This is a genomic window from Actinacidiphila acididurans, assembly GCF_016918855.1.
GTDB classification, from domain to species: Bacteria; Actinomycetota; Actinomycetes; order Streptomycetales; family Streptomycetaceae; genus Actinacidiphila; species Actinacidiphila acididurans.
This window is the reverse complement of sequence record NZ_JADKYB010000015.1, coordinates 151187-170189: the sequence shown is the minus strand read 5'-3', so window position 1 is coordinate 170189 and position 19003 is coordinate 151187. Positions and strand designations below refer to the sequence as shown.

Below are 19003 nucleotides of genomic sequence, written 5' to 3'. Positions count from 1 at the left end.
TTGTCGTTGGAGCGGTCGCCTGTGGGCCACCGTTGCTGCACGCGGTTACAGCGAAGAGAGTTGACAGTGTCAGCGCGGCCAGTGCCGGTACGGTGCCACGCCTGGCGGTGCGGTGAGGGACGTGTGTCCCGTGGATCATGTTCATGCCGCTAGTCGCAGAAGCTGCCGCGCACAGCGTTGATGATGTAGCTGGACGAACCAGAGGTTGTCTTCATCAGCGCCGTGACCGTCGGGCAGTTGTTCATGAACACCGGGCCGGCGTAGTCGCTGTAGTTGCCCTGATCGACGTCGCATCGAGGACTGGTGGCCTTGTTTTCGCAGAGCTGAATCTTCATCCACTTGGCCGAGGCCGTGTTGTTGTCCAGGATGGCACATTCCGAGTTTCCAGGCCCCAGTCCACCGTTGTCGTAGGTGAACAGTGTGCCTTGCCTGGTGTTCAGGTCGGGGAGAGGTTCGGCATTGTAGAGTTCGTATCCTGTGCCGCATACAGTTGCTGCGGCGATGGCGGCGAGCGGTTCTTTTTCGGCGATCGCACGCGTGGCCGCGTTTGCAGCAGACGAGATCTTCACCCCCTGGACTGGGGTGTCGCGGTCAGATGCGGACGCCAGTGGGGCGCTGAGGCACAAGGCTGCGCCGGCAGCCAAGGCAACCGCAGTGCGTAAAGCGTAGGCAGACATTCCGGTCTCCCATTGATAGATGCTCATGACACGGCCACAGGACACGCGGATGCATGCTGTACGCAATCCATTCCCGTGATCGCGAAGACACTATGCGTATGCGGGTTCCTGTGGGAGGGGGAAACCAAGCCGGCTCGCATGTCGCAATTGCATTTGCTGACCTAAAGTCACTACATGGGTCTACTTTGACTGAAATCCATAGGGTTTCTTGGCGTGAACCATATTTGCGCGCCACTCAGGGTTACGTCGTGATCTCCGTCACTCCCCCGTCCGCAGTGCTTCGGCGCAGTCTTGTGGTGCCCGATTCGTGGCGATCTGCGAAATTGGCGGCTGTCAACAGGCGCGGGTTTCCAAGAAGATGGAGTCATTGACGCCCCGTGATCCGACCGGAAGACCGTACCTGCCGACGCATCATCCCCGGATCCCGCCTTGCCGTCTGCTGTGGTCGTGCTCCGGTCACGTGACCCGTCACCGGCTGGCCGGTGCCGGGGTGGAGGTCGGTGCAGCGCCGGGGTGGAAGGTGGCGATGGTCAGGCGTGTGCCGGGGGCGTCGTCCGGGCTGGCTGTTGACAGAGTGAGCCAACCGGTGCCCCTCTGCGGGTGGCGGCAGGGGAGAGGTGTGCCGCTTGGCGGCGTGGTGATGGCCGTCGCGCTGTGTGCTTCGAACAACTCCGCCGTGCTCGCGTCGGAGAGGACATCGGTGCGCAGGCGGGTGAGAGGCGTGCTGTTTTCTTGGAGGGCGAGGGCGGCGCGTAGCCGGGCCATGAGGAATGGTGCCCACGCGGTTTCCCAGTCGATGAGGTTCACGCGGGCTTCGGGGGATGTCAGGGCCCATCGCAGGGGGTGCGAGGGTGCTCCGCCATGGTCGAACAACTGCGCGAAGGCCGCGTTGTGGGCGAGGAGACGCCCCTCGGGGTCGGAGATCCATGCGATGGACTCGATGCTGTCGAGTGCCGTCAGCCAGGCGCCCGGCAGGGTCAGGCCGGCTTTCTGAGAGAGCGGGTGCGGAGGGTCGGCGCCGAAGGCGAAGCGGTGGGCGGTGCGCCATTCGTCTTCGGTCAGGCGCAGTACGCGGGCGCTTTCTTCGAGGACGTTCTTGCGTACGCCGGTTCCCCGTTCGAGGCGTTCGTAGGTGCCGGGGGTACGGCCGAGCAGGATGTCCATGTGCGCCTGGGTGAGCCCGGTGTCGTGGCGGCGTCTGCCGCGGTTGTCCCGCTGGGCGAGGACCGATCGGAGTTCGGGGAACGCGGAGGCGTCAGTCCGTGACCGCGCGGAGCTCAGGAACTTCTTCAGCGCGGGCAGGTCGGCCATGGTGCGGGCTTTCTGTCGGTGGTGCAGCCGAAGCCGGGCCCGGCAGGACGAGGTCGTGGGCCCGCTGTCGGACTGTGCCGTTCCCTGCCCTGTTCGAGAGCACACCGAAGGTACGCGTTTTCACGCGTATGCCCGCTGCCTCCGGGCTGCGTCGCAGCAAGAGCGGCTGGTCATTCCAGGTCGTCGGGACTGTTGGCGGCGGGTTGGATGAGCCCGTGGCCGGCGGCGATGACGCCGAGCTGGAAGCGGCTCAGGGCGCCCATCTGTTCCATGAGCTCGGAGACTGCCCGGCCCACGGTCCGCACCGATATGCCCAGGCGGCGGCCGATCTGATCGTCTGTGAGCCCGTTGGCCAGGAGCTGGAGTACGGCGGGGTGCTTGACAGTTGTGGCTTGGGCGGCCACCGGGGGCGGGGCCTGCGGCGAGGTGAAGGGGATCGATCGCAGCCACACGTCCTCGTACAGGGCGATGTACGAGGGCATCAGACGCGATCCGCGCAGCACGAGGAGGGGGGCCTGGACCGGGTCACCGGGGTCGCCAGGCAGGAGCGTGGTCTGTGCGTCGTAGACCATCAGGTCGAAGGGGACCTGCGGCGCGAGACGGACCTCTGCCCCGAGCCCGGCCAGCTTGGCCAGGTACCAGCGGCCCCGCTGCCCGGAGACGGCGCTGCGTCCGTAGACGGCCCGTACCCGTACCCCGCGCTCGATCAGTGCGGCGTCCTGAGCCAGGGAGCTTTCGAGGACCTCGGCGGAGGGCAGCGGGCCGGGGTGCATGGACCAGTTGTCCTGCCGGGCGGAGGCGTTCAGGGCATGGATGAACCGCATACGGGCCTGGCCGCGTACTACCTCGACCTCAACCTCGACGGCTTCGCGCCGTACGGCCGGCCGGTAGCGGTGCACCAGGCTCTCGGCATCGGCCTGGAACCGTTCCAGGTCGTCGATCTGGGACTGCACGCGCGCCTCGTAGGACTCGAACAGGCTCATCAGGGCCGCGTCGGGATCGAGCGCGAGAACTCTGCCCGGTGACTCGGCCTGCTGGACCAGGCCCAGCTTCGCCAGACGCAGCGTCGCCCGTTCGGCCTCCTGTACGGGAATGCCCAGGCGTGTACCGAGTTCGGACGGCGAGGCTTCCCCGTGGCTGCGCAGGGTCAGGTACAGCCTGAGGCCCGTGTCGTCTGCCGGCAGCAGGGAAGACACTGCCCCAGGTGCGACCTGGTTGTCTACGGCCAGTGGTCGGCCCGAGGCGGATGCCGGCGTATGAACGACGGACATGGACGGAGAGTCCTTTCTTGGCGAGGCGATCGTGCGACGGCTGCGGTCGCATGTCGGTGGGGGCGCGCCGGGCCGGACCCGCAAGTCGGGCGCGCACACGATGGGAGGACACCGCCGGGGCTACTCGCTGAGCGCCGTGGCCCGGTGCCAGCAGTCGTCGAAGACCAGGCGCGCCAGGTAGACCCACACTGTGTTGCGCAGGACGACGGCCCCCGCGCCTGGGCGGTCGGGATCCACGGGCAGCATCACGGTCTCGCCGTCGATGATGATCATGTTGACGGGGACCAGGGGTGCCTGGCGCGCACGTACTCCCGCCGCAGCCAGTAGCCGCTGGTAGCGGCGCTGTTCGAAGGACAGCTGGCCGTCGTGCCGGTAGACGGTGCGCATGGCCACACCGCGGGCCGCGAGAGCGGAGCTGTCCACGAGACCGGCCAGGCCGCGGTTGGGCACCGGCTCGTCGAGAAGCGTGAGTCGGCTGGCGGTCGGCAGCTCGCTGAGCTCAGCGAGCAAACGGCGGACGTTCCGTGGTCCCGCGACCAGCTCCGCGTCGCTGCCCTCCAGCACGTACGGCACCCCGGGCCCGACCATTCGCTCCAGCCCCCACACTGCTGCAGCGATCTCCAACTCCCGCTCGCGCATCGTCGATCGGCACCGCGCCAGCAGCCTGCTGATTGCGACTGCCGCCTCGATCGGCGTCAGTTCCTCCGGACGCCGACCTTCGGGCAGCATTCGTGTGTGCGCAAGGCGATCCCAATCGCCCCCGAAATCAGGCGCATTGAGTCCCTGGAGGTCCGGCAGAGCTTCGTGCAATGACTTCCCATCGGCTCGGCCCCCGGCATAGGGTGCGTAGGAGCCGGCCTCTGAGGTTTCCACCCATCGGGTCGCCGAAGTCATCCGCCGCCTCTCCTCGCATGCACTCTGAAAAAGTCCTGGTCAGGGTGCTGTTGTGGTTCTGCGGACGAGTCTGGGCGGCTGTTCGCCGACATTTCCACGGTCTCTTTTTCTCCATAAAAAAAGACCCGGGAAAAACTGGAACCGTGTGGTGCGTGCCTCGACTGGCAGCGCCCTCGGTTCGTCCGCGTCCGCACACCTCCCCGTTGTCCCCCGCAGGGCCACTGCGAGGTTCAAGACATGTCGCAATCCGGTCAATGCGCAGGTCAGGGTGCCACCTGGGAGGCTCGGACGTAGGTCCGGTTGGGTATCTTCGCAGGTCAAAGGCCCTTTGGGTCGACGATCGTGCTCGTGTAACCCGCCCGAGTGGCGGGTGTCCATACTGGACATTTTCTTGATAGTCGCAGGTTGAAGGCCCTTCCGGGGCTGCGTTGACACCCGGCAGAGGGCGGTCGAAGATCCAGGCATCGACTTGCGGAAGAGGGCTGCGTGACCCGCGCCCAGGCGTGATGTCGTTTTGGCGTCGGAGTGCGGTAACCAGCCTTATCGGCTGGACCGTTGGCGGAGGCATACATACGTTGCTGGTCCCGGCGCGCGGTCGGGCAGCGACAGCGGGAAGGGGGGAGGCGCAGGTGGATTCGGCAGCGCTCGCTTCGCGCGGGGGCTGAAATACAACCGGCGCCCGGGAGCTACCAACTCCTGGGCGCCGGGCCGGCACCCCGAGGGGCGCCGATTCACATCTCGCGGGGCAGCGGGGCTACTGCACGAGAACCGCTGCACCGCGCTCCTACGAACAACGGAGTATTGCATGCACACCGCCGACGGCGGAAGTTTCGCCTGCCGGGACACCGACCGCGAACGTCGGCTGGCCGCTCAGCTCGCCGACATGATTCCCGGTGCGGCCACGCTGCGGGTCAGCCTCACCCATCCCGAGCATGCCTGGCCCCAGCCGCACGCCAGGGCGTGGAACGCCGCTGGCGAGCGAATTGTGCTCAGCCGGACGACGGCCATGGTCGCCGCGCGGTGGGTCACGCGGGTGTGGCCGGAGGCCGACTGGACCCGGCCCCACGTCCTGGACCTCACCACGGCGAAACTGATCTGCGGCGACGGCGCTTCCCGCCGGGGGCGCTGACGTGTCGCGTATCCGATCGGTCAAGCCGGAGACCTGGATCTCGGAATCGCTGGCCGAGGTCAGCGTCACCGCCGAGCGCACGTTCCTGGCGATGACCAACCACGCCGACGACCACGGCCGCCACCGCGACAACGCCGCAATCATCGCTGGGCTCGTCTGGCCGCTTCGAGCCGAGCACACCGCTGTGCACGTCGAAGACGACCTCACCCAGCTCGCCGACGCCGGGCTGATCTGCCGGTACACCGGATGTGACGGCAGGCGGTACTTCCACTACCCGACCTGGTCCAAGCACCAGAAGATCGACAAGCCGTCCCCGTCCCGGCTCCCAGCCTGCCCGAGGTGCGCGCCGGAGCGATGTGGGGTCTGCCAGGGCCCCTGCACCCAGCGCCCTCACCCACAGCGCGCCGACTCCTCCATGAAGGCTCCCGGACGACTCCCTGAGGGATCCCTGAATCCTCCCCGAGGATTCCTGGAGGACTCCCCGGAGGTTCCCGGAGGGCTCCGGGAGGACTCGGCGAACCTTTCCGGAGCCCTCGAACCGCCCGCGCGCCCCTCTCCGACCCCTGACGCACCCACGCGCGGCACCCGCGCGCCCAAGCAGGACACCCCGAATTCCCCCGAGGCCACCCGACCGGAGACTGCCGGTAATGCCGCAGGTCACACGGCATTCGCCGAACCCTCTCCGAAGGGTCCCCGAATCCTCCCGGAGGGCTCGGCCCCCGGATCCAGGATCAAGGATCCTGGATCTTCTATCCCTACGGGGCGCGATGCGCCCGGCGCCGGCAGCGTCTCCGCGAAGGAACTGGTCGCCGAGTACGTCGCAGCGTGCGGTCGGCGCCCGCCGGGAGAGGTCGTCGGCCACCTCGGGCGGATCGTCAAGAAGCTCCTCGACGAGGGCATCCCGGCCGAGTACGTCCGAGCGGGCCTGCAGCACTACGCCGAGATCCAGGGGCACCCGTCCCGGCTGCCCAGCCTGGTCAACGACGCGATGAACGCGCCCGGCGGACCAGGCGCCGGTTTGGCCCGACCGCGATACGCGCCTACCGTGCCCGCACACACCGCCTGGACCAACCCGGTTGACGCCGCCGCCTACTCCGAGGAGCTGTGATGCGCACCCCAAGCCGCGAACCACAGACCCTCGGCGGGGCAGGCACCCTCGACCGGATCGCCCGGATCCTCGCCGCCCGGGGCATCGACCCCACCGGCCCCGTCGCGGACGAGTCCGGGCCGAGCGCGCCGTCGGAGGCCCTACCGGCTGGGGTGCCGCCGCGCTACCGGGACGCGGTCGCTGACCACCCGCAGGTCCTGGCGTGGGCGCGGGAAGTCGACTCCCAGGCCGTAGCGCCGAGTGCCGGGGCCCGTCGGCAGGTGACCACCGGGCCGTCGCTGCTGATGGCGGGGGTGACGGGCGCGGGCAAGACGCACCAGGCGTACGGGGCGGTCCGGGCCCTGGCCGAGACCGGCGTTGGCGTGCGGTGGCGCGCGACGACCGCCGCCGACCTGTACGCGGAACTGCGCCCCCGCGCCGGGGTGGACAGCGAGCAGCAGCTGGCGGCCGTGGCCCGGATACCGCTGCTGATGCTGGACGACCTCGGTGCGGCCAAAGCGTCCGAGTGGGTCGAGGAAGTCACGTATCGGCTGGTCAATCGCCGCTACAACCACATGTTGCCGACCCTGATCACCACCAACCTCGCCATCAGGGACCTGCGCACCCACCTCGGTGACCGCGTCGCCTCCCGGCTCGCGCAGATGACCACCCGGGTCGAGTTTGCACCGGTCGATCGCAGACGCGCCCGCGTCGCCTGACCAACGTTCAGGCTGCCTCCCCGCACTCCTCCCCGACCAGGCAACTCCGCTGACGCCGCCGCGCGCGGAGAGCGATCGGAGTCCACACGCATGCCCAGCACCAGCACCGCGAACAACCGCCCGGTCCGCCACCGCTCGCGAGGCGACCAGACCTGGCAAGCCGAGGCCGTCTGCCAGCCCACCGACTACCACCCGGTCGACCCCGAGCTGTTCTTCCCCGAGCCCGATGAGATGGACAAGATCCACGCCGCCAAGGCCCTGTGCACCCAGTGCCCGGTCCGCCAGACCTGCCTGGATGCCGCCCTGGAGAACGGCGACACCTACGGCATCCGGGGCGGCCTCACCGAGGAGGAACGCGCGCCCCTGCACGAGAACCTTCCCGCCCGCCTGGACTACAGCCGCGTCAACGCCGCCGTCTCCGGGCAGGACCTGCACCTGACCAAGGCCGAGCGCCGCGCGGTCGTCCTGGCCGCCTACCGGCAGGGCGTCAGCGAGCGCCGTCTGGCCTGGCTGCTGAAGGTCAGCCCGCAGCATGCCAAGCGCCTGTACCGCGAAGCCCGCCGCGCCCTTCGCCACCGCGATGCGGAGCAGATCACGAACACCACACGACCACCCGAGCCCGAGGAGCCCCGGAACCGCGACGACTTCGGGACGGCGGCGTGACCCTGGCCAACGCCTCGACGGCGCATGTCACCGGGTGGGACCGCGCCGTCGTCATCGCCCTCGGCGGCGCCGGATGCGCCCTGTCGTACGACGCCCTCCAGCAGATGGCCGTCGCCATCCACGTCCGCGGCCCCCTCACGTACCTGTTCCCGCTGGTGATCGACGGGTTCATCGCCTACGGCATACGGGCCCTGCTGGTCCTGCGCGACGCCCCGCTGCGCGCCCGGCTGTACGTGTGGATGCTGTTCGGCACCGCCACCGCGGTCAGCGTGTGGGCCAACGCCCTGCACGCGGTCCGGCTCAACCAGCAGGAGCCGGTGTCCGACGGGCTGCGCCTGTCCGACACGGTGGTCGCAGTCCTGTCCACGGTCGCTCCACTGGCTCTGGCCGGCGCGGTGCACCTCTACATCCTGATCGCCCGCGGGCCGGTCGCGGACCGCCACTGGCCGACGGGCAAGGACGGTGATCGCCTGATCGGCCGGGCCGGTCACCAAGGCGACCACCTGCACCTCGGTCAGCCTGAACATGTGCCGGTCGCTGGCCCCGAGAGACCCGGTCAGCGGCGCCCGAATCCCGACCCGGTCAGTGCCAGTCAGCCGGTCACCGGCCTTCGGCCACTGAGCGACGGCGTGGCCTCCGGGGCGGCCACCAACCTGGTCAGTGCCCGCCCCGGAGGGAGGGACAGCGCCGCTGACGTGGTCGGACAGCCGGACAGCGGCTCACCGGTCAGTGACCAGCCAGCCGACAGCGGGCCGGTGACCGTACGTCCGGACAGCCCGGAACGGGTCACTGCCCCGTCGGTCACCGCTGCGCCGGTCAGTGACCGAGCGGCCCGGACAACCAGTGACCGGCGCACCGACCTGGACACCGAAGAACTGCTGGAGATCGCCCGGTCAGCGGTCAGAGCCGAGGACAAGCTGACCCGCAAGGTCGTCGCCCAGGCCATCCGCGGTCAGAAGATCCCCCTGTCCAGCGACACGCTGACCGCCCTGATGGTCCAGCTCCGCGAACAGCACGGACAGCCGGTCACCACCTCCCAGGAATGACCGGTCCGCCGGAGGCAGGTGACCGGGTCGAACAACGCCGCTCGGTCACCCGCCCCGCGCCACTCGACCAAGCCTTGAACAGCAACCGAAGCGGAGAACTGCTCATGCGCACCAACCCCGCCACTCCGGCCGAAGTGGAGTCCTGGCTGACGGTCCTGGTCCGGCAGGGCCACCTGCACCGCGCCGAAGCGGGCCCGGACGGCACCTGGATCGTGCAGCGGGGCCGGCACAGCCGCCCGTGGACCCTGCACCACCCCGTCCTGGCCATGGACTTCATCGAGGACATCCTGCGCGAGGTCCGCCAGCAGGAAGCGGAGCCGGGCCGGTGACGGTCATCGACCCGGCGGCCACCACCCCTGAACAGCAGCGCAACCTCAACACAGCTCCTGGCGGAGCAAGTTGTGGGGTAAGGAGTCCTTACCCCGCTTCCGCCCCGGAGGGGGCGGAAGCTGCCCGTGCGGAGCCAGGCCCGGGGGTGCCTGGCTCCGCACGGGAGGACGGCCCAGGGGTGCCGTCGGGGGAGAAACAGACGCTGCCCACCATCGCTACGCGGGTCGCGCCCCGCCGCCGACCGCGCCAGAGCGCTCTGCGTCCGCGCCGCGTGTGTCCCCGCTTCAGCGAAGACGAGTGGGCTGCCGTACAGCAAGCAGCCCACGCCACCGGCCTCGCTCCCGGCGGGTTCGCCGCAGCCGCAACCTTGGCTGCCGCTACCAGTACCAACCCGACCGCCGCCGTCGCCGATTACCGGCGCGGCGTGCAGGAGCTGATGGAGTCCAACCGCCAGCTCGCTGCTGTCGGAAACAACCTGAACCAGGTCGCCCACTTCCTCAACGCCGGCGGGGAGCCCGCCATCGACCTGCGTCGGCTGCTGCACCGTATCGACACCGCGATCGGCGCCGTTGACAACGCGGTCGCTCGGCTGGTCCGCCGGTGATCCCGAAGATCCGCACCGGCAAGGGCGGCACGTACGGCCTGATCCGCTACCTCTTCGGCCCTGGCAAGCGCGACGAACACACCGACCCGCACCTGGTCGCCTTCTGGAACGACTACGCCCCCGACCCCGGTCGCAACCCGCAGCACACCATCGCTCAGCTCGCCGGCCAGCTCGACCAGCCCGTCAATGCCGTCGGCGACAGGGCACCGGCCACCACGATCTGGCACTGCTCCGTCCGCGCCGACCCCGGCGACCGCCACCTCGACGACGCCGACTGGGCGGCCATCGCGCGCCGGATCGTCCAGGCCGTCGACATCGCCCCCGACGGCGACACGACGGCGTGCCGCTGGGTCGCCGTCCGTCACGCCGAGGACCACATCCACATCGCCGCCACCCTGGTACGCCAGGACGGCCGCCACGCCGACCTGAGGTTCGACAAGCGCAAGGCGCAGGCCGAAGCCCGCCGGATAGAGAAGGGCTACGGCCTGCGGCAACTCAACCCGGGCGACGGCACCGCCGCCAAAGCCCCCACCAGCCAGGAGCGGTTCAAAGCCGAACGAATCGGCCGCGCCGAGACGCCGCGCGAGACCCTGCGCGAGGCAGTCCGCCAAGCCATCGCCGGAGCCGCCACAGAGGACGAGTTCTTCACCCGGCTCCGCACGAAGGGCCTGCGCGTCAAGCTCACCCAGGGCTCGTCGGGCGACGTCCTCGGCTACGCAGTCGCGCTGCCCGGCGACCGCAACCGGAACGGCGAGCCCATCTGGTTCGCCGGCTCCACCCTCGCGCCCGACCTCTCCCTACCCCGCATTCAACGCCGCCTCGCAAGCGGTATCGCCGACGAGCCCGCCTCGCTGAAGGCCGGCACCCGGCGTCCGGACTGGTCCGCGCCCGCCCGGGGACGCCGTACCGCCGCGGGGATCGCCGAACACGCCGCGGCCCTCCTGGACAGCGACGGCGACGAAGCCGCCGACCAACTCGTCGGAATCGGTGCACTTCTCGACGCCCTTGTGCAGACATCCCCCGCGCCGGCCCGCGCCGAGTTGGCGGCCGCAGCGCGCTCCTTCGAACGCGCCACCCGCAGCCACACCCGTGCCGAACAAGCCGACGCCCGCGCCCTCCGTACGGCAGCACGAGGCATCGTTCTGGCCGGCAGCGCGCTGGGCCGGGGCGAGGACGGCGGCGCCACCGCCATGCTCCTGTCCACCCTGGTCCTGGCCGCCATCGCCGCCGTCCGCTGGCACTCCGCCCGCGGCCACGCCCAGCAAGCCGCCGCCGCCCGCCAGACTGCCGAACACCTGCGCGCCGCCTACCGCCAGACCGCCGCCGCACCCATGCGGGCCCTGCGCGACCACGCTCGCGCCCTTCCGGAACCGAAGCTACGTGGCTACGAGACGACCATCCGCGCTGCCCTCTCCGGGACTGATGCACTCCGTGTGGGCCGTACTGATGCCCTTGTCGCCACCGTGGCTCAGGCCGAAGAAGCCGGCCACGACCCCAAAGCTCTGCTCCAGCAGACCATCGGCATGCGGGAACTCGACACCGCAGAGAACATGACCGACGTCCTGGTCTGGCGTCTGCGCCGCCTCGCCGACCTCCCCGCACACCCAGGTTCGTCCGCGCGAGTCCCGCAGGCCCGCGCCAAGCCCGCCGACCGCCGGCCCCCAACTCCGGCAGCACCCCGCATCCCCACGACCGATCCCCGAAAACACCCACCGCGCCGCTGAACCACAATCCTGCAGGCAGCCATCGGTCTGCCCGACCGCAAGAAAGCCCTGGACACCAGTCCCACCCGCTGTTATGGATGAACCCGGGACGACCTTGAAAGGGAGATGAGGCTCGTGCTCAGAACCACCAATGAGCAGGCGGAACCCGCCGCCGCACCGCTACCGCTTCCCCCTGGCAGCGACCCGCTGCTGCGGCTCCAGCACGAGACCCAGCCGCTCTCCGGTCCCGACGTCACCCGCTGCACCGGTCACCCGCGGGAACTGCCCCTGCGCGGGATCCCCGTCATGTGCCCGGCCTGCCAGGCACGCCGCGACTGGGTCCTGATCAACCACCGCCGCAACGTCTGGATCGGCTGCCGCTGCGGCCACCAGTGGCTGGAGCCGGAGATCACCCGCGCGGACTTCGACGGTCTGCTCACCACCTCGAACTGCACGACCTACCCCAGCCTCGAACAGGCCCTGACGGCCCACGGCTTCGACGGCTCCTTCGCCGGCACGTACCTGATGTAGAAGAGGCTCGAGACCGGCGAACGCCGAGGAGCGCCACCGGCAGGCCGGTGGCGCTCCTTGCTTGTACAGCGATCAGCTGGCGTATGCGCTGCGTCGGGTCAGGCGGCCTTGTCGCTCGCCGCGTTGGACGTTTGCGGCACGTAGGGACGGCATACGGCGAAGGCGCCCCTGCTGGAGCGACGCAGGCGGCTTCTGGGCATCAGCGGTCGGCGAGGTGGTTGGCGAGGTCGAGGGCGGCGGTGGCCACAAGGAGCGCGCGGCACAGGCCGGTCACCTCGTAGAGGGTGGGACGGACAAGCTGGGGCCAGTTGTCGGGGGCGGCGGGCCAGCTGGCGAGATGCACTTCGGTGGTGGCCAGTGCGAGGCGGGCGGTGACGTCCCAGCCCCGGTGGGGGGCGGTCTCCCATCGGAGCAAGATGCGGCCGAGGGGGAGCCGGGGACTGCCGGTTCGGAGCCAGGAGATCTTGAGGGGGCCGTCGGGAACGGGCGAGACGCTCCGAACGAGTGCACCGCGAACTCCAGGTGGCATGGGTCGAAGTGCGAGCGGGTGCAGCGGGCGGGCGAGAAGCGCGGAGGGTGGCAGTGGAATGCGGGCCTCCAAGAGGACAGGGCGGGTTCAGGTCCAATCGAGGGCGTCGCGGGCCGGGACGGGCAGATAGTCCTCGTGGCCGTCTTCGGGGATGTAGGCCACGCCGTTGGTGACGACGATGGTGGTGCCGATGAAGTGGGCAAAGGGCCAATCGGGGTTGACCGCGAGGCGGATCGGCAGGCCGGGGTTGAGGTCTTGGAGCTGGCGGAGCAGGTGGCCGACGGTCAGGTATTGCGGCACGGGCGTCTCCTGCGAGATGTGCGGGGCGAACGGTGAGAGGAGAGCTACGGGATCACGCCGGAGGCTGTAGGCAGGGACGGTTCGGCCGTGGCCGGACCGTGGGCTGTTCAGTGGACGTGTCCGATCAGCCCACGGAGGAACCCGGCGACGGCGCCGCTGGGGACATCCGAGCTGAACTCCTGGATCCAGGGTTCGGCCTGGTCCGGGATGGCACGGATGGTCCATACGATGCCGCGCCGCCACGCGGCGGGGTCCTCGGGCAGCCATCCGACGTAGATGTGCCCGTCGGGGCTGGTGCAGTGCACGTTGGCCTCCGGCGTGGACACGACCGCCCAGCCACGCTCGCTCAGGAGGTCGAGCACCGGTGCGGCGCATCCGTCGCTGGACAGCGAAGGATGCGCCGCACCGAGGGGGCGAAAGAGGACGGGCAAGGAGTTCAAGAGACACGATCCCTTCGTTGACCTGCACTTTTTCCCGACACCGGTAGGTTGACATGGGGTGTGCAGAAGGTCGTAGTCGATTGCCCGGGGATCGTGTCTGCCATCGGCGAACTGGACGAGGGGCGATCCCAGCGGGTGGAAGTCAGCGTCAGGATGTTCACCGAGTCGACAGCGCAGCGGGAGCCCAACTCACCGCCGGCGCCGAGGTTGTCCCTCACGATGCTGGTCACGATGCTGTGGGGGCTGCCGCAGGGAGACACGCCCTCACTCAGCACCGGCACCCTCGCCGGGCGTCAGGTCATGATGACCACCGACAACGCTGACCCTGAAAACCCGACCGGAACACCTGGCGACCGCCTGACCAGCGCGCTTCGAGCAGGGCCCCCTGGTTGTCGTCAACTCCGTGATCTTCCGCACGTCGGGTCAGGACACCGGCACCTACACCGAAATGGCGTCCCGGCTGAGCGAACCTGTCCTCCTTGGCTTCGCAGTCCTCGCCGTCCGCAGTCGCATCAAACGCTGACCCTGGACGCACTCGGCTTTGTAGCCGTCGCCGCACTCGTCGGGTACCAGCCAACAGCGGTCTGCGGCGGTGAACCGCGGCCGATTCAAGGGCCCCGTGTAAGTCGTGTGCGGCAACCCCGGCCGCGGTGGCATCGTGCACGTGGACTGCACAAATGCTGCCATTGTGAGATTGACTGCGCGGAGACTCTTCGATCAGTTACCCAGCACCTTCGGTACTCGGGGTCAGCCCAAATCCGACCAGGTCCAAGCGTCAGCAGCAGTTCCGTCGGGTTCTCGTCCGTACAGGTACTTTTGCGTAAGACCGGTAATTCTGATGAATAGGTGGAAACGCCCTGCGCCGGGCAGGCGTTCGGATAGAGCGGTGATATGCTCGGCCGCTCCCGCCTCGCGCACGGTCCCCAGGAGCCGGAACAAACTGTCAGAGTTGGTCAGGTCGGCTCCGGCGGCGACGCGGTTCGCCACGACGCTGATCTGCTCGGTTGCTCCCGCTTCACGCAGGGCCCCCAGGAGCCGGAACAAGCCGTCAGGGTTGGTGAGGTCGGCTCCGGCGGCGACGCGGCTTAGCAAAACTGTGGTCTGCTCGCTTGCTCCCGCTTCACGCAGGGCCTCCAGGAGGCTGGCCACGCCGTCGGGGTTGGTGAGGTCCGCTTCGGCAGCGGGGTTGCGGCTCAGTAAAACCGTGGTCTGCTCGCTTGCTCCCGCTTCACGCAGGGCCTCCAGGAGGCTGGCCACGCCGTCGGGGTTGGTGAGGTCCGCTTCGGCAGCGGGGTTGCGGCTCAGTAAAACCGTGGTCTGCTCGGTTGCCCCCGCTTCACGCAGGGCCTCCAGGAGGCTGGCCACGCCGCCTGGGTAGCTGACGTTGGCCTCGATGGCGACGCGGTTGGCCACGATGGTGGTCTGCTCGGTTGCCCCCGCCTCACGCAGGGCGTTCAGGAAATCGGCCGCGCTGTCGGGGTTGGTGAGGTCGGCCTCGGCGACGACACGGTTCGACACGGCCATGATCTGCTCGGTCGCTCCCACCTCACTTAAAGCATCCAGAAGGTCGGCCGCGCCGTCGGGGTTGGTGAGGTCGGCCTCGGCGACGACACGGTTGGCCACGATGGTGGTCTGCTCGGTTGCTCCCGCTTCACGCAGGGCCTCCAGGAGGCTGGCCACGCCGCCTGGGTAGCTGACGTTGGCCTCGATGGCGACGCGGTTGGCCACGGACGTTGCCTGCTCTGTCGCTCCCGCTTCACGCAGGGCCCCCAGGAGGCTGGCCGCGCTGTCGGGGTTGGTGAGGTCGGCCTCAATGGCGACGCGGTTGGCCACGATGGTGGTCTGCTCGGTTGCCCCCGCCTCACCCAAAGCATCCAGGAGGCTGGCCGCGCCATCGGGGTTGGTGAGGTCGGCCTCGGCGACGACACGGTTCGCCACGGCCATGGTCTGCTCGGTCGCTCCCACCTCACTTAAAGCATCCAGAAGGTCGGCCGCGCCGTCGGGGTTGGTGAGGTCCACTTCAGCGGCGGCCCACTGGGCGGGGGCGCGGTCCAGCGGGCTGAGGCTGTGGAGGAGCCTTATGAGAGCAGCGGCGGAGATGGGGTCGTGGTGCGCGGCGTATTTGTACAGTTGGGCGGCGTCCCGGTATAGGCCACGATCCTGGGCGGAGCGGCCGAGGGCGCCCTTGTCGGCAGGGTGCGCCCGCATGGCGGCTGCGGTCCAGAATCCGATGGGTGGGATCTGCGCGCGGCGTTCGGTGCGGGCGTGTTGACCGAGGTAGTCGGCGAGCTGGTACAGCGGACTTCTCGGGCCTTGTGTGGGCTCCGGTGAGCCCGTGCGGGCACGGGAGATCCGCTGGTTGCGGGGCTTGCCTGTGCTGACAGGGGTGAGGATGCCGGGGACGCCATCACGGGGCGTGAGGTATTCAAGGACGGAAGCGAGCCACTCCATGCCTCCCGCTGTTATGGCGTTCCATTCAGTGTCGGTGAGGTAGGCGGGGGCGGCATCGACCAGCCACGCCAAGGGCAGATAGGGGCCGGCACCCAGGCGCCGGGCGTCCATCGCAGCATGGATGAGCCCGCGAGTGATGCCGCGAGAGGCACGGTATCGGGCGAGCAGGACGGGCGCGCCGGCCAGGTACTGGGCGATCTGCGCGTCCGCGGCATGGTCGGCGGCTGCCCGCAGCCTGGGATCAGTAGGCGCGTACTCTGCGAGGCGCGCGAGGTCGGCCTGCGTGAAGGCGTCGGGCACGTGGATCTCATGCCCGCTCAGCAGTTCCCGCGCCTGTGCATGCGCCGCCCCCGAGGCGGTCAGGGTCTCCCAGTGGCCCGGCCACAAGGTGGCAACGACCAGCACTGGGCCCCGGACGGGGTCGTTGAGTAGTGTGCGCAGCCCCGCTGCGACCTGCTCCCCCAGCGGGGCCGGCTGCAGGTAGTCCTGGGCCTCGTTGAGCCATACCACCGTCTGCGGCGCCACATTGATCAGTCCCGCCAAGAGGGCATCCGCACGTGTTGGGGCGAGGGGGTGCCACAGACGCCAGCCGTGCGGCAGGCCTTTTACCGCATCCCACAGGGCCCGGGTCTTGCCTGTGGACGACCCACCGACCAGGACTACGATGCCACTTCGGCCCTCACGGGCGGCCTGGACCACCGCGGCCAAGCGGTTGTCATGACTACGTGGGACGTAAGCGGGGAGCATATCCAGCCCCTGACCCACGGCTGTATCGAGGGACGGGTGGACTTCGAGGTCGTCCATGACGAGCCGGTCGTCGAACTCGCCGATCGGCCGGCCGGCGGCCTGGGCCGTCCCGGCCTCGACCCACAGGTTCCGTATCCGTGCTGCCAGGTCATCGGCGTCCATCGCTGCCCGACGGGCAAGGACCCGCGCGATAGCCACCACGTCAGCCTGCCTCGGCGGCACGGTGGGATCGCTGATACAGCGGCGGACAGTGTCCCGGCCCGGCGCCCCAGGCAGCTCGTTGTCCTCGGTTATGTCCTTGACGATTTCGTCCAGGCTCGGCGTACCCGCCGCCCTATACACCTCGTACAGCAGGCCTTTCAACGCACTCAGCGCACGCGGCCAGCCCACCCGTGCCCGCTCCAGGACCCGCGGCCGACGCCCCGGACCGCTCCCCCCGTCGCCATTCATCGCACCATCATCACCGCACCGCCGCGCGCGTGCCGCCTGAACAGGGCGAATTACCGGACACATTGGGCTCTCGTCGCAACTGGACCGGGCACCTCACCAGGCCCCGAGGCTGGAAGACAAGCCGGCCGGCCGACCACCCGCCCACCCCACGCAACCGTGAGGCCCGCATGTCTAGCACGCACCTGAACCGCAGCGAACGACTGACGCTGGTCCGCATGGCTCTGAGCGGCACCCTCTCTGGCATCGCCCGAGCCGTCACCACCTGGGTCTTGGAGCACATCTTCTCCTAGCCGCACCCCCTGTAGACCGTGGGGCGCAACCACGCCCTCCCACGATCGGGAGATGCAGAAGCGCTGAGATTCAACTGGCCTGTAGAGAACGCGGAGCGCTCAGCTCAGCTCGCGCTCAGCAACAGTGAAATGGGTCGCCACCAGAGGGACGATGTTGGAAAATGACCCCCACCCGTGCGTCCCGCCACCGTCGGCTGGCGGGACGTAGCTGCTTTGAAGTGGGCGATGCTGGCCTCGACTCCGGCACACAGGTCGTAGCGCCGCTTCCACTCGTCGCGGTCCGTGGCCGCGCCAGCCTGCCGCAGGGCCTCGCGGAGACAGAGCATGAGGGTGCACTTGGTTGGTTCGGGGCGTTGCGCATTTTCCGCGTTCCGGGCGGGGGTGCAGTGCCAGCCGGCGAACCGGACGTAGACGACGGGATTCCTGCCGGCACACGACGTTGGTCTGACCGTTGGGTAGGCGGCCGCGCGCGTGTCCCAGTCGATGGTGAAGGCATCCGTGCTGTAGCTGGCCGGTTTTCCTCTGAAGACAGGCCATGGCGGACGAGCAGCTCGACGACCCTGTCCCGGCAGGCGGCGGTCAAGTTGCGGCCATCGACGTAGCCAGCGTCGACGAGGTGCACGGAAGGCAGCCGTCCCTGCGTGGTCAGGTCGGCGTGAGTACGGCTGATCATCTTGACCTCTATGAACGCTGCCTCGGTGGTGGTCACGTGTGTGATCCGGTTCGGTGTGTCCGCGTCGCGCCTTCAACCTTCTTGGCTCCTGGTTCTATCCGCAAGGAGCCGTCGGCGACATCCTCACCCACCTGGGCGCCCGCGCTCGGGCGGAAGGTTTGGTCACCAGCCACAACGCCGCCGTCGACTGGTTGCCGAGAACTCCCGTCGTCAGCACCCCCGACGACGTTGCCGAGGGCAGGCCGGACGTTGCGCACCAGGAGTCCTGGCTTCCTGGTCGGTGACCGGTCCGGTGGGATGACCGGCGAGGCAGTCGTCGACTTGGTCGCCCGACCCACCCAACCCGCCATGCGCTCGTGGCGGGCCGGGGTGAGGCTGGGGGCATGGAACAGGTCACTGCGCCGGAAGGGCGCCAGGTATGCCGGAGTGGAAGTCGTGCCGCCCCGTGCGAAGGCCGGACCCGCGCGCAGCCGGGGGCGCGGCAATTAGGATCGGGCCGGTACCCCGGTCGACGTCCAGGCCGTCACCGATGAGCTGTACGCCGCGCCGCCCGACGGCTTCACCGCGCTGCGGGACGAGAAGGCCGCGGCCGCGCGCAGGGCCGGCGACCGTAACGCCGCCCGCGCCATCGCGGCCCTGCGCAAGCCCTCCCTGTCGGCGTGGGCGAGCAACCTGCTGGTGCGCCGCCGGCCGGACGAAACCGCGGCGTTCCTTGAGCTGGGTGAAGCGCTGCGGCAGGCGCACGGGGAACTGGACGCGCGGCGGACGCGGGAGCTGTCGGGGCAGCAGTGGCGGATCATCTCGGCTCTGTCCCAGCAGGCAGTGTGGCTGGCCGCCGAAGCCGGTCACCGCATCGGCCAGAGCGTTCAGCGCGAGCTGGAGACCACGTTGCGCGCTGCGGTCGCCGACCCTGAAGCCGCCCAGGAGTGGGCGAACGGCACCCTCACCGCCCCGCTCACCCCGCCTTCGACCTTCGCTCCCGCCGGCGGCGCCCGTACGGCCGCCGCTCCCGCAGCCGCCCCGTCGCCCGGCCGCGGCCCGGAGCACCCCGGCAAGGGCAAGGACCGGGACGAGCTCGCATAACGCCGTCGCCGGCAGTGTCAGGCGGAGCTGGAACGCGCCCACCAGGCCCTCACCGACGCCGGGACCCGCGTCCAC

The 19003-nt window shown here is 69.4% G+C and carries 19 protein-coding genes; 11 read left to right on the top strand and 8 right to left on the bottom strand.

Annotated elements, in window-relative coordinates; all coding sequences use genetic code 11:
• Nucleotides 1-149: 149 nt before the first annotated feature.
• From ITX44_RS26500 to ITX44_RS26485, 4 genes are all read right to left on the bottom strand, one after another.
• Nucleotides 150-704, bottom strand: coding sequence for a hypothetical protein (locus tag ITX44_RS26500; protein ID WP_236061644.1), 555 nt, complete (start codon nucleotides 702-704; stop codon nucleotides 150-152).
• Nucleotides 705-1145: 441 nt separating this feature from the next.
• Nucleotides 1146-1988, bottom strand: coding sequence for an MmyB family transcriptional regulator (locus ITX44_RS26495; protein WP_205359902.1), 843 nt, complete (start codon nucleotides 1986-1988; stop codon nucleotides 1146-1148).
• A 170-nt stretch (nucleotides 1989-2158) separates the two neighbouring features.
• Nucleotides 2159-3259, bottom strand: coding sequence for a helix-turn-helix transcriptional regulator (locus tag ITX44_RS26490; protein WP_205359901.1), 1101 nt, complete (start codon nucleotides 3257-3259; stop codon nucleotides 2159-2161).
• Between the two features lie 120 nt (nucleotides 3260-3379).
• Entirely contained in the window at nucleotides 3380-3898 is a 519-nt protein-coding gene (locus ITX44_RS26485) for a hypothetical protein (protein ID WP_205359900.1), read from the bottom strand.
• Nucleotides 3899-4958: 1060 nt separating this feature from the next.
• On the opposite strand from ITX44_RS26485, the gene ITX44_RS26480 reads away from it, so the two are divergent.
• The 9 genes from ITX44_RS26480 (at nucleotide 4959) to ITX44_RS26440 (ending at nucleotide 11965) form a co-directional block, all read left to right on the top strand.
• Nucleotides 4959-5282 (top strand): transcriptional regulator, encoded by a 324-nt coding sequence (locus ITX44_RS26480; RefSeq protein WP_205359899.1) that lies wholly within the window; start codon nucleotides 4959-4961, stop codon nucleotides 5280-5282.
• A 1-nt stretch (nucleotide 5283) separates the two neighbouring features.
• The gene (locus ITX44_RS26475; RefSeq protein ID WP_205359898.1) at nucleotides 5284-6390 is read left to right on the top strand and encodes a hypothetical protein; all 1107 of its coding nucleotides are present in this window, start codon (nucleotides 5284-5286) and stop codon (nucleotides 6388-6390) included.
• Nucleotides 6390-7088, top strand: coding sequence for an ATP-binding protein (locus ITX44_RS26470; protein ID WP_205359897.1), 699 nt, complete (start codon nucleotides 6390-6392; stop codon nucleotides 7086-7088). Before ITX44_RS26475 ends, ITX44_RS26470 begins: the two co-directional genes overlap by 1 nt.
• Before the next feature lie 90 nt (nucleotides 7089-7178).
• Nucleotides 7179-7751: a WhiB family transcriptional regulator gene (locus ITX44_RS26465; protein WP_205359896.1), complete on the top strand. Its 573-nt coding sequence runs from the start codon at nucleotides 7179-7181 to the stop codon at nucleotides 7749-7751.
• Complete coding sequence (locus ITX44_RS26460) at nucleotides 7748-8797, top strand: DUF2637 domain-containing protein (RefSeq protein ID WP_205359895.1); 1050 nt, start codon at nucleotides 7748-7750, stop codon at nucleotides 8795-8797. The genes ITX44_RS26465 and ITX44_RS26460 overlap by 4 nt, the downstream gene beginning before the upstream one ends.
• Nucleotides 8798-8901: 104 nt before the next feature.
• On the top strand, nucleotides 8902-9126 hold the full coding sequence (locus tag ITX44_RS26455; RefSeq protein ID WP_205359894.1) for a hypothetical protein: 225 nt from the start codon (nucleotides 8902-8904) through the stop codon (nucleotides 9124-9126).
• Nucleotides 9036-9731 carry a MobC family plasmid mobilization relaxosome protein gene (locus ITX44_RS43100; protein WP_372440994.1) on the top strand — a complete coding sequence of 232 codons (696 nt, stop codon included), beginning with the start codon at nucleotides 9036-9038 and terminating at the stop codon, nucleotides 9729-9731. The genes ITX44_RS26455 and ITX44_RS43100 overlap by 91 nt, the downstream gene beginning before the upstream one ends.
• Nucleotides 9728-11455, top strand: coding sequence for a relaxase/mobilization nuclease domain-containing protein (locus ITX44_RS26445; protein ID WP_205359892.1), 1728 nt, complete (start codon nucleotides 9728-9730; stop codon nucleotides 11453-11455). Before ITX44_RS43100 ends, ITX44_RS26445 begins: the two co-directional genes overlap by 4 nt.
• 105 nt (nucleotides 11456-11560) lie before the next feature.
• A complete protein-coding gene (locus ITX44_RS26440) occupies nucleotides 11561-11965 on the top strand; it encodes a hypothetical protein (RefSeq protein ID WP_205359891.1) in 405 nt (134 codons plus the stop codon).
• 199 nt (nucleotides 11966-12164) lie between these two features.
• Here ITX44_RS26440 and ITX44_RS26435 read toward each other — a convergent pair whose 3' ends face one another.
• The 4 genes from ITX44_RS26435 to ITX44_RS26420 form a co-directional block, all read right to left on the bottom strand.
• Complete coding sequence (locus ITX44_RS26435; protein WP_236061639.1) at nucleotides 12165-12380, bottom strand: hypothetical protein; 216 nt, start codon at nucleotides 12378-12380, stop codon at nucleotides 12165-12167.
• A 201-nt stretch (nucleotides 12381-12581) separates the two neighbouring features.
• Entirely contained in the window at nucleotides 12582-12794 is a 213-nt protein-coding gene (locus ITX44_RS26430) for a hypothetical protein (protein ID WP_205359889.1), read from the bottom strand.
• A gap of 107 nt (nucleotides 12795-12901) precedes the next feature.
• Entirely contained in the window at nucleotides 12902-13156 is a 255-nt protein-coding gene (locus ITX44_RS26425; RefSeq protein ID WP_205359888.1) for an SPDY domain-containing protein, read from the bottom strand.
• An 825-nt stretch (nucleotides 13157-13981) separates the two neighbouring features.
• Nucleotides 13982-16795 (bottom strand): hypothetical protein, encoded by a 2814-nt coding sequence (locus ITX44_RS26420; RefSeq protein ID WP_205359887.1) that lies wholly within the window; start codon nucleotides 16793-16795, stop codon nucleotides 13982-13984.
• Between the two features lie 254 nt (nucleotides 16796-17049).
• On the opposite strand from ITX44_RS26420, the gene ITX44_RS42300 reads away from it, so the two are divergent.
• Together ITX44_RS42300 and ITX44_RS26415 are read left to right on the top strand one after the other, a co-directional pair.
• Entirely contained in the window at nucleotides 17050-17172 is a 123-nt protein-coding gene (locus tag ITX44_RS42300) for a hypothetical protein (protein ID WP_265934298.1), read from the top strand.
• Between the two features lie 1351 nt (nucleotides 17173-18523).
• Nucleotides 18524-18928, top strand: a complete 405-nt coding sequence (locus tag ITX44_RS26415) for a hypothetical protein (RefSeq protein ID WP_205359886.1) — start codon at nucleotides 18524-18526, stop codon at nucleotides 18926-18928.
• Nucleotides 18929-19003 lie beyond the last annotated feature (75 nt).

Excerpts from the sequence above, each read along its gene's own strand:
- ITX44_RS26500 (WP_236061644.1), bottom strand. The coding sequence starts at position 704 with ATGAGCATCTATCAATGGGAGACCGGAATGTCTGCCTACGCTTTACGC.
- ITX44_RS26495 (WP_205359902.1), bottom strand. The coding sequence starts at position 1,988 with ATGGCCGACCTGCCCGCGCTGAAGAAGTTCCTGAGCTCCGCGCGGTCA.
- ITX44_RS26490 (WP_205359901.1), bottom strand. The coding sequence starts at position 3,259 with ATGTCCGTCGTTCATACGCCGGCATCCGCCTCGGGCCGACCACTGGCC.
- ITX44_RS26485 (WP_205359900.1), bottom strand. The coding sequence starts at position 3,898 with ATGCGCGAGCGGGAGTTGGAGATCGCTGCAGCAGTGTGGGGGCTGGAG.
- ITX44_RS26480 (WP_205359899.1), top strand. The coding sequence starts at position 4,959 with ATGCACACCGCCGACGGCGGAAGTTTCGCCTGCCGGGACACCGACCGC.
- ITX44_RS26470 (WP_205359897.1), top strand. The coding sequence starts at position 6,390 with ATGCGCACCCCAAGCCGCGAACCACAGACCCTCGGCGGGGCAGGCACC.
- ITX44_RS26465 (WP_205359896.1), top strand. The coding sequence starts at position 7,179 with ATGCCCAGCACCAGCACCGCGAACAACCGCCCGGTCCGCCACCGCTCG.
- ITX44_RS26455 (WP_205359894.1), top strand. The coding sequence starts at position 8,902 with ATGCGCACCAACCCCGCCACTCCGGCCGAAGTGGAGTCCTGGCTGACG.
- ITX44_RS26440 (WP_205359891.1), top strand. The coding sequence starts at position 11,561 with ATGAGGCTCGTGCTCAGAACCACCAATGAGCAGGCGGAACCCGCCGCC.
- ITX44_RS42300 (WP_265934298.1), top strand. The coding sequence starts at position 17,050 with ATGTCTAGCACGCACCTGAACCGCAGCGAACGACTGACGCTGGTCCGC.